This is a genomic window from Pseudomonas sp. ANT_H4 (assembly GCF_008369295.1).
GTDB lineage: Bacteria > Pseudomonadota > Gammaproteobacteria > Pseudomonadales > Pseudomonadaceae > Aquipseudomonas.
The window spans coordinates 238,375-252,863 of record NZ_VOBG01000001.1 but is presented as its reverse complement, the minus strand read 5'-3'; the positions used below and the strand labels follow the sequence as shown (position 1 = coordinate 252,863).

Below are 14,489 nucleotides of genomic sequence, written 5' to 3'. Positions count from 1 at the left end.
GACTGCGGCACGCGGGCCTGTCGATCCTGTGCTATCACCTATAGCTGACTTTTTGGAAAGTTCTCAATGGCCGTGCCTCTTCCGTCAGTAAAACCCTCTCGCCGTTCACGCTTCGTCATGCGCTGGTATTCCTGGCTGTTCCTGGCCGGGTCGATCATCTATGGCGTCTCCTGGGCGATGCACTGGGACGACCGTGGCGTGTTATGGGTGCTGGAGCGCTTCGAAAGCCCGGTAGAGCGCCAGGAAAGCGTCTGGCTTCCGGACTATCACGCGGTGATCGACGCCAAGCTACTGCCGGGGATGGAAAAGGACGAAGCTTCGGACCTGGCCTACAACCCGCAAACCAAAACGCTGTTCTCGGTCATGGGCAAGAACCCGTTCCTGGTCGAGCTGAGCCTGCAAGGCGATGTGCTGCGCAAGATGCCGCTGCTTGGCTGGAACAACCCGGAAGGTGTGACCGTGATGGAGAACGGCGTGCTGGCCATTGTCGATGAGCGCATGCACACCCTGACCCTGGTCAAGGTCGATGCAGGCACCCGCCAACTGACCTTCGCCGACTTCCCGACCTATGACCTTGGCCCGTCCAAGGACCAGAACAAAGCGTTCGAAGCCATCACCTGGGACAAACGCAACCAGCAACTCGTACTGGGTGAGGAACGCCCACCGGCCTTGTTCACCTGGAAAAGCGACGGCAGCCAGGCCCTGGTTGGCGACAAACAGAAGCACCCCAGCACCGAATTGGACATGCGCAACCTTTCGGCCCTGAGCATCGACCCGCGCACCGGCCATATGTTGGCGCTGTCGGCCGATTCCCACCTGCTGCTGGAGTTGGATGGAACAGGCGAGCAAGTCAGCTTCATGACCTTGCTCGGCGGCTTCAACGGCTTGAAGAACACCATTCCCCGTGCTGAAGGTGTGACCATGGACGAGAACGGCACCCTGTACATGGTCAGTGAGCCAAATCTGTTCTATCGTTTCGAGAAGCAGAAATAGCAGACTGATTACGTCGGACTCTTCTCTGTCAGCGGCATTCACCAGACTGTCAGGTGCGTTTAAGCTTAAATTCAGGCGGCCGTGATATTCATTCGCCAGTTTTTACTTTGAGCCCGCTCCCATGCGTCGACTTGCCCGCCCCAAGCCCGCTTTTTTTATCCTGTTGCTGATCGCCCTCGTTGCCGTGGGGGTGCTCGCTCAGCAGTTCCGCCTGTTTGAACGTGCCTGGTTCAACTGGCAGTCCTGGCGCCAGCCTGCCGACGAGCGCTCCATTGGCCTGGCGGGCTACCAAGTCGCTGTGGAGGCCCAGGTCATCGACGGCCTGGACAATGACGTCTCGGCGCTGACCTACGATCCGGTGCGCAACAGTCTGTTCACTGTCACCAATAAAAACGCCGAACTGATCGAGCTGTCCCTGGGTGGCAAAATTGTGCGGCGTATTCATTTGGTGGGCTTTGGCGATGCCGAGGCGGTGGAATTTATCAGCGAGAACACCTACGTCATCAGCGACGAATACCAGCAACGGTTGATCAAGGTTCACCTGAAGGACGACACCCAGTTTCTCGATGCCGCCGATGCCGAACAAATGACCTTGGGTTTGCACCTGGGTAGCAACAAGGGCTTTGAAGGCCTGGCCTACGACTCGGTGGGCAAACGGCTGTTTGTCGCCAAGGAAAAGGACCCGATGCTGATCTACGAAGTGCACGGTTTCCCCCATTTCAAACCAGAAAAAACCTACTCGGTACACGTCATCAACAACCCCAAGCGCGATGCAGGGCTGTTTGTGCGCGACCTGTCCAGCCTGCAATACGATGAGCGCAGCGGCCATTTGCTGGCGCTGTCCGATGAGTCGTTTCTGGTGCTGGAGCTGGATATCGACGGTCGTCCCTTGAGCAGTTTGTCGCTGCTCAAGGGACGCCATGGTTTGAAAAAACGCGTACCCCAAGCCGAAGGGATTGCCATGGACGACCACGGCACGCTCTATATGGTCAGTGAGCCGAACCTGTTCTATGTGTTCAAGAAGCCGGCACCCTGAACCCAACGAACCCACCTCGCTCCTGCAGGGGCCACCTCAATCAAAACATCCATTGCACGCCCAATGAGTAGCCGGTCTGGCTGCCCTCGGAGTGGCCCAGGCGGCCATTTACTTCGGCGTACACCCCAAGCTGCGGAGTGATTGCCAGTTGGCTGCCGACTTGCGCCCGGCCAAAGGTCTTGTCCACTGAACCGAGTTTGGCTGTACGTGCCTGGCCATCGGCGCGGGCGATCAAGTCAAGATCGTCCAGTCGACCATCCGCCAGCTCCTTGACCCAGGCGATATCGCCATAAGGCATCAGGCTCAAGCCATAGGGCAGGGCGACGGCGCCACGCACGCGCCAGCCAAGGCTGGCTTCCAGGGATTCGAAGGACTGTTCCTGATACTCAAGGGCAGTTCGCAGGTTCTGCTTCTCGTGGAATTTATCTATGCGGTAGTGGCTGTAGTCCAGCCCGGCAAACGGCCCGCTCTTGATGGCGCCGAAGTCGAAGTCGTAGCCGCCGAGCACCCGCGCGCCCAGGGACAAGGCATCGGTTTCGCCGGTCAGGTGCTGATTGAGCAGTACTGGCCCACCATTGGCCTGGATCACCAGGTTGCGCTGGGAATCGAAGCTGCTGTGGCCGATGCTCAGGTCGCCCGCCAGCCAGGTCGGGCCGCCATCGTTCAGCAGGGCGTAGACCGCTGCTTGCCACGTGTCGCTTTCCAGTTTTCCGCGATGTTCCAGCTTGTCGCGCCCGTTGAGATAGCTGAGGCTGGCGCCGATATTCAGAGTTGAACTCAACTGGTAGTCGCCCAAGGCGTGCAGCCCCAAGCGCCGGGCTTCGGGGTTGGGCGCAGTGTCGAAACCGCTGTCCGGGTTGTACTCGCCGTCGACGCCAATCTCGCCATCGAAGCTGCCCACCTCGCGGCTGGCCGATTGCAGTGTCAGCCAGCGGCGATCATGCAGACGCACCATGGACTGGTGCTGGCGTTGCAGATTGTCCTGCATATTGCGCGCAACCGCGCCGCCCGAAGCGGTGGATGCCATCAAGTCGGCGTTGGTCAACTCCAGTACCAGGCGGCTGAGCAGGCGTGAATAGTCCCGCAAACGCTGGTCGATGCGCTCCTGGCCGAAGGCGTTGGTCAGCACGGCCTTGTTGTCTTCGTTGGGGTCGTGCCAGGTCGAGCCACCGGGAATCGCCGGGTTGTCGGTCTGGGTGTAGCCGTCCAGGTCCCCCAGCTCCCAGTTGGTGGCTTCGATATAAAGGATCGGGATATTCAGCCCCTCAAAGGCTTCCCCGTCGCTGCAACAGCCGGTGCCAGCGGGGTATTGCGGGTCGAGGCCGGGGTTGGTGAACAGGTTGATGTTCAACTCCTTGGCGATCTGTAAGGTGTGTTCGCGCAGTGAAGCCAGGGCCGGGTTGGCGGTGCTGTTCTGGCCTGCGTGGGCATACATCATGTCGCCGGTTATCAGGCTGTCGAGGTTGATCATCGCCAACATGTTGGCCCGTTGGCTGGCGCTCAGCGAGTCGACGAACGCCTTTGAGCCGCGCAAACCCTCTTCCTCGGCGCCAAAGCCGACGATTTTCAGGCCGTTTTCCAGTTGCAGGCCGCCAAGGTTCTTCGCCACTTCCGTCAGCACGCTGGCGCCGGAGCCGTTATCGTCCAGGCCTTGCAAGGTTGGGCGGCCGAAATAGGTGTCGAAGTGCGCGCCGATCACCACGTACTGCGGTTTTGTGCCGGCGGCATAAGCGACCACGTTTTGCGAGGCGCGGCTGCCACCGCTCCAGGAAAAATCCTGACGGCTGATGTTGTAGGCGCTGCCCATCTGGCTCTGCATCCAGTCGGCCGCCCCGGCGAAATTGGCCGTGCCGCGATAACGACCGGGGTAGTCGTTGATCAGCTTTTCCAGGGTGGTGTTGGCGTGTTGGCCGTAATCGTAGGCCAGGGAGTGGGTCGACAGCAGGGCACTGGCAACGCTGATAGCGAGGGCTAGAGGCTTGATCACAGGTCTTCCTTGAGGTGATTGGGATTCGTGAGCCGAGACCCTTTGCACAATGTGCGCCTCATTCCATGGAGGGTCGCGAATTGGCGCATTGTTAAAAGCGTGGGTCGCCTCGGTGTAATTTGTAACGGATTTGATACCTGATACGGCGTGGGATGCCGTGATGGGGTGCGCAGTTTTGGAAGGGGCTGGGCGGAAATGCTGCGGAAAGTAGCGTTTTTGTTACAAGCGCTGATGGTTCCCACGCGTGGGAACCATCAGTGGGGAGGGTCAAGCCTTAAGGGTTTTCACGCCTTCAGAAGTGCCCAGCAGCAACACATCCGCAGGACGCGCTGCAAACAAGCCATTGGTGACCACGCCAACGATGGCATTGATCTGACGCTCCAGCTCCACCGGGTTGGTGATCTGCATATTGAACACGTCGATGATGATGTTGCCGTTATCCGTCAGCACACCTTCACGGTACACCGGGTCGCCGCCCAGCTTCACCAGCTCGCGGGCCACGTGGCTGCGGGCCATGGGGATCACTTCCACTGGCAGCGGGAACGCGCCGAGGACCGGTACCAGCTTGCTGGCGTCGGCGATGCAGATGAAGGTCTTGGCCACGGCTGCGACGATCTTCTCGCGGGTCAGGGCTGCGCCGCCGCCTTTGATCAGGTTCAGGTGTTCGTCGCTTTCATCGGCGCCGTCCACGTAGAACTCCAGGTCGCTGACGGTGTTGAGTTCGTACACCGGAATTCCGTGGCCCTTGAGGCGTGCGGCGGTGGCTTCGGAACTGGCGACGGCGCCGTCGAACGCGCCCTTGTGCAGGGCCAGCGCATCGATAAAGCAGTTGGCAGTGGAGCCGGTGCCGACACCGACGATGCTTTTATCGTCGAGCTTGGGAAGGATTAAATCGACGGCGGCCTGGGCCACTGCCTGTTTGAGTTGATCCTGGGTCATGCGGGCTCCGGAACGGGCGGGGAGTAAAGAGGGGCGCGAGTATAACCCAACAAAACCTTTGTATTCGTGTGGTCGCCCGGCCAAACGCTGGGTTAGACTCCTTGGCCCTGCCCAAACCGCTCAGTGATGCTTTCCGATGCTCGAACAGTACGTCAAGAAGATCCTCACCTCGCGCGTTTATGACGTTGCCGTAGAAACCCCGTTGCAGACCGCCCGCCAGCTCTCCGAGCGACTGGGTAACAAGGTCTGGCTCAAGCGTGAAGACTTGCAGCCGGTGTTTTCCTTCAAGATTCGCGGCGCTTACAACAAGCTCACGCAACTGACGGCTGAAGAGCGCGCCCGCGGCGTTGTCACCGCATCTGCCGGCAACCATGCCCAGGGCCTGGCCCTGGCGGCCAAGGTGCTGGGGGTCAAGGCCACTATCGTGATGCCCAAGACCACCCCGGAGATCAAGGTTGAAGGCGTGCGCTCCCGTGGCGGCAAAGTAGTGCTGCACGGTGATTCCTTTCCGGAAGCGTTGGCGTACTCGCTGAAACTGGTCGACGAAAAAGGCTTCGTCTACATTCACCCTTACGATGATCCGCACACCATTGCCGGGCAGGGCACCGTGGCGATGGAGATTTTGCGCCAGCATCCAGGTCCGTTGGACGCGATTTTTGTACCGGTGGGCGGTGGTGGCCTGATCGCTGGCATCGCGGCCTACGTGAAATACCTGCGCCCGGAAATCAAGATCATCGGCGTCGAGCCTGACGACTCCAACTGCCTGCAAGCCGCCATGGCGGCGGGTGAACGTGTGGTGCTGCCGACCGTGGGCATCTTCGCCGACGGCGTTGCAGTGGCGCAGATCGGCCAGCACACCTTCGATATCTGCAAAGACTATGTGGATGAAGTGATCACCGTCAGCACCGATGAAATCTGCGCGGCGATCAAGGACATCTACGACGACACCCGCTCCATCACCGAGCCTGCCGGCGCCCTGGGCGTGGCGGGGATCAAGAAGTATGTCGAGACCCGTGGCGTCACTGGTCAGACCTTTGTCGCCATTGATTCCGGGGCCAACGTCAACTTCGATCGCTTGCGCCATGTGGCCGAGCGTGCCGAGTTGGGTGAAGGTCGCGAAGCCATTATTGCCGTGACCATCCCCGAGAAACCGGGCAGCTTCAAAGCCTTCTGTGAAGCCGTGGGCAAGCGCCAGATCACCGAATTCAACTACCGCTACCATTCCGGCAGCGAAGCGCACATTTTCGTCGGCGTGCAGACCCACCCGGAAAACGACCCGCGCAGCGCCCTGATCTCCAGCCTGACCAGCCAGGGTTTCCCGGTGCTGGACCTGACGGAAAACGAACTGGCCAAGCTGCATATCCGCCATATGGTCGGCGGCCATGCGGCGAAGGTCAGCGATGAAGTGGTGTTTCGCTTCGAGTTCCCGGAGCGTCCTGGGGCGTTGTTCAACTTTCTTAACAAGTTGGGCGGGCGCTGGAACATCTCGATGTTCCACTATCGCAACCACGGCGCGGCCGATGGACGTGTGGTCGCCGGCTTACAAGTGCCGGCGAGCGAGCGTCACCTGGTGCCGGCGGCGCTGGAAGCCATCGGATACCCGTATTGGGATGAAAGTGATAACCCGGCCTACCAACTGTTCCTCGGTTGAACGACTACGCTGATTGGGCGGCCTTTAAGGAATTGAGAACATGGAAACGCTGACTACCCTCAAAGTTATCCACATAGCAGCCACCGTATTGCTGCTACTCAGTGGTATCGGGCTGGCCGTGCTGGCCTGGCGCAAACGCAGCGCAGGGCCTGCCTATACCGTGCAACGGCCGTGGGTGTTCGTCTGGTTGTTGATGGGGATTTGCCTGGTTAGCATGCCGTTCACCGGTTGGTGGCTGGCGCATCTGATCGGCTGGCCGCTGGGGCAGACCTGGATACTGGGTTCCAGCGTGATCTACACCGTGGCGGCGTTGAGCTGGTTCTGGTTGGTGGCGCGGCTTAATCGACTGCGACTGGGCGGGGCAGGCAGCCTGAGTTTCACCTTGGCGCTGGCAGTTGTCAGTCTGGTGGGCTTTGTTGCCATTGCTGGGTTGATGGGTGCCAAGCCGGTTTAAGGCTTATCAACCCCCGTAGGAGCGAGCTTGCTCGCGAAAAGCCCGAGGGCGCCGCGTTCACTCAGAATGCCAGCGTCATCGTTGACGTTCTTCGCGAGCAAGCTCGCTCCTACAGTGGGTCATCAGCTACGCAGGCTAATCACGGGCCAGCCGCGTTTCTCGGCTTCGGCCCGCAAGTTTGGGTCCGGGTCCACCGCCACCGGGTGTGTCACCTGCTCCAGCAACGGCAAGTCATTCATCGAATCACTGTAGAAATAGCTGTTTTCCAGACTGTACCCGGTCTCTTCCAGCCACCGATTCAAGCGCGTCACCTTGCCCTCGCGAAAGCATGGGATATCGGTACTGCGCCCGGTATAACGGCCATCCACCATCTCGCATTCCGTCGCGATCAGCGTTTCAACGCCCAAGCGTGCGGCAATCGGCGCGGTGACAAAACGGTTGGTGGCGGTAATGATTACCAACTTATCGCCAGCAGCATGGTGTTTGGCCAGTAATTCAACGGCAAGGGGCAACATGATCGGCTCGATGCAGTCGCGCATATAATCACGGTGCCATTCGTCCAGTTGGGCCATCTCGGTGCGGCCGAGAATTTCCAGGCAGAAGTTGAGGTAGGCGGCGTTGTCGAGCTTGCCGGCCAGGTAATCCTGGTAGAAATCGTCGTTACGGGCCTTATAGGCGACGGCATCGAGGATGCCCCGTTCACATAGGTAATCACCCCAGGCGTGGTCACTGTCGCCGCCCAAAAGCGTGTTGTCCAAGTCGAATAAAGCCAGGCGCATTGCGGTTACTCGCTGAAAAGTCTGTAAAAAGGCGTCCAGAATACGGTCTTTTCACAAGAGTGCACATAAGGTAAGCAGCCTCGTTGCCGCTGGATCAACCTTTGTGGAACAATGCGGCGACATGCGTTTGCGAGGTTGTTGCCGTGATCGACCCCGATGGTTTCCGTCCTAATGTCGGGATTATTCTTACGAATGATTCCGGACAGGTGCTATGGGCTCGCCGTATCAACCAAGATGCCTGGCAGTTTCCTCAAGGCGGAATCAACCCCGACGAAACCCCTGAAGACGCCTTGTACCGTGAGTTGAACGAAGAAGTAGGCCTTGAGCGAGAAGATGTGCAAATACTCGCCTGTACCCGGGGCTGGTTGCGCTATCGTTTGCCGCAACGTCTGGTCAGGACTCACAGCCAACCGCTGTGCATCGGCCAGAAACAGAAATGGTTTCTCCTGCGCCTGGTCTCCAACGAGCAGCGGGTGCGGATGGATTTGACCGGTAAACCGGAGTTCGATGGCTGGCGCTGGGTCAGTTATTGGTATCCGTTGGGCCAGGTGGTGACATTCAAGCGCGAGGTTTATCGTCGCGCTCTCAAAGAGCTTGCCCCGCGCCTTTTAGCGCGCGACTGACGACGGAGTTCGACCCCGAGCCATGCTCAATACGCTGCGCAAGATCGTCCAGGAAGTTAACTCCGCCAAGGATCTCAAGGCGGCGTTGGGGATTATTGTGTTGCGCGTCAAGGAAGCCATGGGCAGCCAGGTCTGCTCGGTTTACCTGCTGGACCCCGAGACCAACCGTTTTGTCCTGATGGCCACCGAGGGCTTGAACAAGCGCTCCATCGGCAAGGTTAGCATGGCGCCCAATGAAGGCCTGGTGGGCCTGGTGGGGACGCGTGAAGAACCCCTGAACCTCGAACATGCCGCCGATCACCCGCGCTATCGCTACTTTGCCGAAACTGGCGAAGAGCGTTACGCCTCGTTCCTCGGTGCACCGATCATTCACCACCGCCGCGTTGTTGGCGTGTTGGTCATTCAGCAGAAAGAGCGTCGCCAGTTCGACGAAGGTGAAGAAGCCTTCCTCGTGACCATGAGCGCGCAATTGGCCGGGGTTATTGCCCACGCCGAGGCCACCGGCTCGATCCGCGGCCTGGGCCGTCAGGGCAAAGGCATCCAGGAAGCAAAGTTCGTCGGCGTGCCCGGTTCGCCAGGCGCTGCTGTCGGCACCGCCGTGGTCATGTTGCCACCGGCCGACCTCGACGTGGTACCGGACAAGACGGTTACCGATATCGAGGCTGAGATCGGCCTGTTCAAGACCGCCCTCGAAGGCGTGCGCAATGACATGCGCACCCTGTCGACCAAGCTGGCTACCCAACTGCGGCCCGAAGAGCGGGCACTGTTCGACGTTTACCTGATGATGCTCGACGACGCGTCCCTGGGCAGCGAAGTCAAGGACGTGATCAAGACTGGCCAGTGGGCTCAGGGCGCACTGCGCCAGGTGGTCACCGATCACGTCAACCGTTTCGAATTGATGGACGACGCCTATCTGCGCGAGCGAGCCTCGGACGTGAAGGACCTCGGTCGCCGTCTGTTGGCTTACCTGCAGGAAGAACGTTCCACGACGCTGGTCTACCCCGACAACACCATTCTCATCAGTGAGGAACTGACCGCCACCATGCTCGGCGAAGTGCCGGAGGGCAAGCTGGTGGGCCTGGTTTCGGTATTGGGTTCGGGCAACTCCCACGTGGCGATCCTGGCACGGGCCATGGGCATCCCCACGGTGATGGGCCTGGTGGACCTGCCGTATTCCAAGGTCGACGGCATTCAGATGATCGTCGACGGCTACCACGGCGAGGTCTACACCAACCCCAGCGAAGTGCTGCGCAAGCAATACGCCGAAGTGGTGGAAGAAGAGCGCCAGCTGTCCCAGGGGCTCGATGCCCTGCGGGAACTGCCGTGCATAACCCTCGACGGCCACCGCATGCCGCTGCTGGTTAACACCGGCTTGCTGGCGGACGTAGCCCGAGCGCAGCAGCGTGGCGCCGAAGGGGTAGGCTTGTACCGCACTGAAGTGCCGTTCATGATCAATCAGCGGTTCCCCAGCGAAAAGGAGCAGCTGGCGATTTATCGCGAGCAACTTTCCGCCTTCCATCCGTTGCCAGTGACCATGCGCAGCCTGGACATTGGCGGCGACAAGTCACTGTCGTATTTCCCGATCAAAGAAGACAACCCCTTCCTCGGCTGGCGTGGCATTCGCGTCACCCTCGACCATCCTGAAATCTTCCTCGTCCAGACCCGCGCCATGCTCAAGGCCAGCGAAGGCCTGAACAACCTGCGCATTCTGCTGCCCATGATCTCTGGCACCCACGAGTTGGAAGAAGCGCTGCACCTGATCCACCGGGCCTGGGGCGAAGTACGCGATGAAGGCACCGACGTGCCGATGCCGCCCATTGGCGTGATGATCGAAATTCCGGCAGCGGTGTACCAGGCCAAGGAGCTAGCGCGGCAGGTGGACTTCCTTTCGGTGGGCTCCAACGACCTGACCCAGTACTTGCTGGCGGTGGACCGCAACAACCCACGGGTGGCCGATCTTTACGACTATCTGCACCCGGCAGTGCTGCAAGCCTTGCAGAACGTGGTGCGCGACGCCCATGCCGAAGGCAAGCCGGTGAGTATCTGCGGCGAAATGGCCGGCGATCCGGCGGCGGCAGTGTTGTTGATGGCGATGGGCTTTGACAGCCTGTCGATGAACGCCACCAACCTGCCGAAAGTGAAATGGATGCTGCGCCAGATCAACCTGAGCAAGGCCAAGGAGCTGCTGGCTGAGCTGATGACCATCGACAACCCGCAAGTTATCCACAGCTCGCTGCAACTGGCGCTGAAGAACCTTGGGTTGGCGCGGATGATCAATCCGGCTTCGGCGAAGACCCTCTAAACCTGGCAGCGAGTGGTTTTTTTGTGGCAAGCCCGCTTGCCACAAATGCCTGTCTAAAGCTTCAGCTCGACTTCTCCCAGTTGCCCACCATAGGGCCCGAAGCTGCGCTCGACGATGTGCCGCGACCCATCGGCATTCACGATCAGCGCCGTACTCGCCCGCGTCCCATAACTGGGGCTGGCAATAAACACGCTAGATAACAAACTCTCAGTCGCCAAACCTACGCCGGTATCCGGCAAGTCGGCGAAAGGCGCGGTCTGCGGGTCGCTCAAAATGCCCAGCAAGGCTTCAGGTCGCGGGTCGTCCAGCACTTCAGTCAGCGCCGCCTTGGCCTTGAGCAATTTGGGCCACGGCGTATCCAGCCCGGCATTGGATAACCCATATATCCCGGCCGCCAACTGAGTGGGCGCAGAATCATTGGCGTTGTAATGCCACAACTCATCCCGCGTCCCAATCAGCAGGTTAAACCCGGCATATTCAATCGATCTACCGTTAACGTCGGCCAAATAGGCGTCCAGCGATAGCGAACCGCTGAGAAATCGCGCTACCAGTTCTCCACGGGACTTACGCGCCGGCGGCTGGTGCGGGTCGCGAATATTGGTCAGCGCGGCAAAGCGTCCATCCGCGCCAACCCCCAGCCATGTGCCCCCTGCTTCCTGATCACGCCCGGCGTAAACCTGCGGTGCATCGAGCCACTGGGCCAGCGGCAGGCTGGGTCGGGCATAGAACTCATCACGGTTGGCCGCGACGATCAGCGGCTGGACATGGCCCGGCCGCCAGGCAAAAACAATCAGGCACATAAGGCGATCCCTTTGTGTTTTTCCCACTGTACCCATAGCTATCCATCGCATCCAGTTCCGCCTTGCGCCCCGCATCCGTTAACATGCCGGTCTGATTTTGAGGGTGCCCATGGAATTTCTACTGTATTTGCTGCTGGGCGCCTGTGCAGGCGTGCTCGCTGGGCTGTTTGGCGTGGGCGGCGGGATCATTATTGTTCCGGTGCTGGTGTTCAGTTTCACTTTGCAGGGTTTTGATCCGCAGGTATTGACTCACCTGGCGGTAGGCACGTCGCTGGCGAGCATTATTTTCACTTCAGTCAATGCTGTGCGTGAGCACCATCGGGTTGGCGCGGTGCGTTGGCCGATTTTTGTGTGGATGACCGTCGGTATTTTGATCGGCGCAGGTTTTGGCGCGTTGACGGCTGAAGCCATCTCAGGGCCTCACTTGCAGAAGATCATCGGCGTATTCGCGCTGATCGTCGCCGTGCAATTGGCCCTGGAGGTCAAACCCAAGGCCAGTCGAACGGTTCCGGGCAAGGTCGGGCTGACCCTGGCGGGCACGGTGATCGGCTGGGCTTCAGCGATTTTCGGCATTGGCGGTGGCTCGCTGACCGTGCCGTTCCTGACCTGGCGCAGCGTGCCGATGCGCCAGGCTGTGGCTACCTCATCGGCCTGCGGCTTGCCGATTGCCCTGGCCAGTGCATTAAGTTTCATGATTTTGGGCTGGCACGATCCGCTGTTGCCCGCTCATAGTCTCGGGTTCGTGTATTTGCCAGCGCTGCTGGGTATCGCCCTGACCAGTATGCTAGCCGCCCGTTTCGGCGCGCGCCTGGCTCACCGATTGTCGCCGCGCTTGCTCAAGCGGCTGTTTGCCGGCCTGTTGTTTTGTGTCGGTTTGAGTTTTCTGCTGTAACGAAGCTTATTTTATGTAACGCAGGCTTAATCGCGTCCCGGCATGGTCCGTGCGCAATAACGAATGATTTAACGAGGAGTCGCAATGCTGCCTTACCCGCATATCGACCCGGTGGCCCTGGCCATTGGTCCGCTGAAAATCCACTGGTACGGGTTGATGTACCTGATTGGCATCGGCGGTGCATGGCTGCTGGCTTCCCGGCGTCTGAACCGTTTCGATCCGACCTGGACCAAGGAGAAGCTCTCCGACATGGTGTTCTGGATGTCGATGGGCGTGATCGTCGGCGGGCGCCTGGGGTATGTGTTGTTCTACGACCTGAGTGCCTACATCGCCAACCCGACGCTGATTTTCGAAGTGTGGAAAGGCGGCATGGCGTTCCACGGTGGTTTTATCGGTGTGATGCTCGCGGCCTGGTGGTTCGGCCGACGCAACGGCAAGTCGTTCTTCCAACTGATGGATTTTGTTGCACCGATGGTGCCGATTGGCCTGGGCGCCGGGCGTATCGGCAACTTCATCAACGCCGAATTATGGGGCAAGCCGACCGATGTGCCGTGGGCCATGGTGTTCCCGGCGTTCAGCGACCCTTCGCAACTGCCGCGCCATCCGTCGCAGTTGTATCAGTTCGCCCTGGAAGGTGTGGCGCTGTTCCTGATTCTCTATATTTACTCTCGTAAACCGCGGCCTACCATGGCGGTATCGGGGATGTTCGCGCTGTTCTACGGGATTTTCCGCTTTATCGTCGAGTTTGTGCGGGTGCCAGATGCGCAACTGGGCTACCTGGCGTTTGGCTGGGTGACCATGGGTCAGGTTCTCAGCATCCCGATGATCCTCGCCGGCCTGGGTCTGCTGTGGTGGGCTTACAATCGCCCGCAACCGATCAAGAACACCGCGCTTTAAATTCGAACGCCGAGGCCTGAGGGCTTCGGCTTCAACGATGCAGGTAATGACATGAAGCAATATCTCGATCTGGTGTCCCACGTCATCAAGAACGGCACCAAGCAGGCCAACCGTACCGGCGTGAACACCATCAGCTTTCCCGGTGCGATGCTGCGCTTTGACCTGCAGGAAGGTTTTCCGGCGATCACCACCCGAAAAATGGCCTTCAAATCGGCGATTGGCGAGATGGTCGGCTTCCTGCGTGGGGTGAACAACGCTGCCGAATTCCGCGCCCTGGGTTGCAAGGTCTGGGACCAGAACGCCAACGAAAACGCCCAATGGCTGGCCAACCCGTTCCGCCAGGGCAATGACGACCTCGGCGAGATCTACGGCGTGCAATGGCGCAAATGGCCGGCGTACAAGCAGATTCCGGTCAGCAACCAGGCTGCCATCGAGCAGACCCTAAGCCAGGGTTACCGCCAAATCGCCGAAGGCGAGGAAGACGGTCAGGCCTATGTGGTGCTGTACAAGGCCATTGACCAGATTCGCCAGTGCGTCGACACCATCATCAAGGACCCGGGCAGCCGGCGTATCCTGTTCCATGGTTGGAACTGCGCCCAGCTCGATGAAATGGCCTTGCCGCCGTGCCACCTGCTGTACCAGTTCCATCCCAACGTTGAGACCAGGGAAATATCCTTGACGCTCTATATTCGCTCCAACGATTTGGGCCTGGGCACGCCGTTCAACCTCACCGAGGGCGCCGCGCTGCTGAGCCTGATCGGCCGTCTGACGGGTTACACGCCGCGCTGGTTCACCTATTTCATCGGTGACGCCCACGTCTACGAAAACCATCTGGACATGCTCAACGAACAGCTCAAGCGCGAGCCGTTCGCGGCGCCCAAGCTGGTGATCAGTGACCGTGTGCCGGAGTTTGCCAAGACGGGTGTGTACCAGCCGGAGTGGCTGGAGCAGATCGAACCGAGCGATTTCTCGCTGGAAGGTTACGAGCACCATGCGCCGATGACAGCGCCGATGGCGGTCTGACACTCGGGCCGGCTTATGGTGGCGAGCGGGCTTGCCCGCGTTGGGCTGCGAAGCGGCCCTAAAATCGGCTACCGCGATCTATCTGACGGAGCGCGGTGATCCTATTGGGGCTG

The 14,489-nt window shown here is 59.8% G+C and carries 13 protein-coding genes; 9 read left to right on the top strand and 4 right to left on the bottom strand.

What is annotated here, in order from left to right; all coding sequences use genetic code 11:
- Positions 1-66 precede the first annotated feature (66 nt).
- Together FQ182_RS01200 and FQ182_RS01195 are read left to right on the top strand one after the other, a co-directional pair.
- Positions 67-993, top strand: coding sequence for an SdiA-regulated domain-containing protein (locus FQ182_RS01200; RefSeq protein ID WP_149412259.1), 927 nt, complete (start codon positions 67-69; stop codon positions 991-993).
- A gap of 121 nt (positions 994-1,114) precedes the next feature.
- Positions 1,115-2,029 (top strand): SdiA-regulated domain-containing protein, encoded by a 915-nt coding sequence (locus tag FQ182_RS01195; RefSeq protein WP_149412258.1) that lies wholly within the window; start codon positions 1,115-1,117, stop codon positions 2,027-2,029.
- Between the two features lie 40 nt (positions 2,030-2,069).
- Here the strand turns inward: FQ182_RS01195 and FQ182_RS01190 are convergent, their stop codons facing one another.
- Both FQ182_RS01190 and rpiA read right to left on the bottom strand, forming a co-directional pair.
- Positions 2,070-4,016, bottom strand: a complete 1,947-nt coding sequence (locus tag FQ182_RS01190) for an autotransporter domain-containing protein (protein ID WP_149412257.1) — start codon at positions 4,014-4,016, stop codon at positions 2,070-2,072.
- Between the two features lie 267 nt (positions 4,017-4,283).
- Complete coding sequence (gene rpiA / locus FQ182_RS01185) at positions 4,284-4,955, bottom strand: ribose-5-phosphate isomerase RpiA (protein WP_133100903.1); 672 nt, start codon at positions 4,953-4,955, stop codon at positions 4,284-4,286.
- 136 nt (positions 4,956-5,091) lie between these two features.
- Between rpiA and ilvA the strand changes: the two genes are divergently transcribed.
- Together ilvA and FQ182_RS01175 are read left to right on the top strand one after the other, a co-directional pair.
- Positions 5,092-6,606, top strand: coding sequence for a threonine ammonia-lyase, biosynthetic (ilvA, locus tag FQ182_RS01180; protein ID WP_149412256.1), 1,515 nt, complete (start codon positions 5,092-5,094; stop codon positions 6,604-6,606).
- A 40-nt stretch (positions 6,607-6,646) separates the two neighbouring features.
- The gene (locus FQ182_RS01175; protein ID WP_149412255.1) at positions 6,647-7,060 is read left to right on the top strand and encodes a DUF2269 family protein; all 414 of its coding nucleotides are present in this window, start codon (positions 6,647-6,649) and stop codon (positions 7,058-7,060) included.
- Positions 7,061-7,182: 122 nt separating this feature from the next.
- Here FQ182_RS01175 and FQ182_RS01170 read toward each other — a convergent pair whose 3' ends face one another.
- A complete protein-coding gene (locus FQ182_RS01170; RefSeq protein ID WP_149412254.1) occupies positions 7,183-7,839 on the bottom strand; it encodes an HAD family phosphatase in 657 nt (218 codons plus the stop codon).
- A gap of 143 nt (positions 7,840-7,982) precedes the next feature.
- On the opposite strand from FQ182_RS01170, the gene FQ182_RS01165 reads away from it, so the two are divergent.
- Together FQ182_RS01165 and ptsP are read left to right on the top strand one after the other, a co-directional pair.
- Entirely contained in the window at positions 7,983-8,462 is a 480-nt protein-coding gene (locus tag FQ182_RS01165; protein ID WP_133100907.1) for an RNA pyrophosphohydrolase, read from the top strand.
- Between the two features lie 22 nt (positions 8,463-8,484).
- Positions 8,485-10,764 carry a phosphoenolpyruvate--protein phosphotransferase gene (gene ptsP / locus FQ182_RS01160; protein ID WP_149412253.1) on the top strand — a complete coding sequence of 760 codons (2,280 nt, stop codon included), beginning with the start codon at positions 8,485-8,487 and terminating at the stop codon, positions 10,762-10,764.
- A 53-nt stretch (positions 10,765-10,817) separates the two neighbouring features.
- On the opposite strand, the gene FQ182_RS01155 is transcribed toward ptsP, so the two are convergent.
- Complete coding sequence (locus tag FQ182_RS01155) at positions 10,818-11,564, bottom strand: NRDE family protein (protein ID WP_149412252.1); 747 nt, start codon at positions 11,562-11,564, stop codon at positions 10,818-10,820.
- 109 nt (positions 11,565-11,673) lie between these two features.
- On the opposite strand from FQ182_RS01155, the gene FQ182_RS01150 reads away from it, so the two are divergent.
- From FQ182_RS01150 to FQ182_RS01140, 3 genes are all read left to right on the top strand, one after another.
- Positions 11,674-12,456, top strand: a complete 783-nt coding sequence (locus FQ182_RS01150; RefSeq protein ID WP_149412251.1) for a sulfite exporter TauE/SafE family protein — start codon at positions 11,674-11,676, stop codon at positions 12,454-12,456.
- Between the two features lie 84 nt (positions 12,457-12,540).
- Positions 12,541-13,353 (top strand): prolipoprotein diacylglyceryl transferase, encoded by an 813-nt coding sequence (lgt, locus tag FQ182_RS01145; RefSeq protein ID WP_149412250.1) that lies wholly within the window; start codon positions 12,541-12,543, stop codon positions 13,351-13,353.
- Positions 13,354-13,404: 51 nt separating this feature from the next.
- Positions 13,405-14,376 (top strand): thymidylate synthase, encoded by a 972-nt coding sequence (locus FQ182_RS01140; RefSeq protein WP_149412249.1) that lies wholly within the window; start codon positions 13,405-13,407, stop codon positions 14,374-14,376.
- Positions 14,377-14,489: the final 113 nt, after the last annotated feature.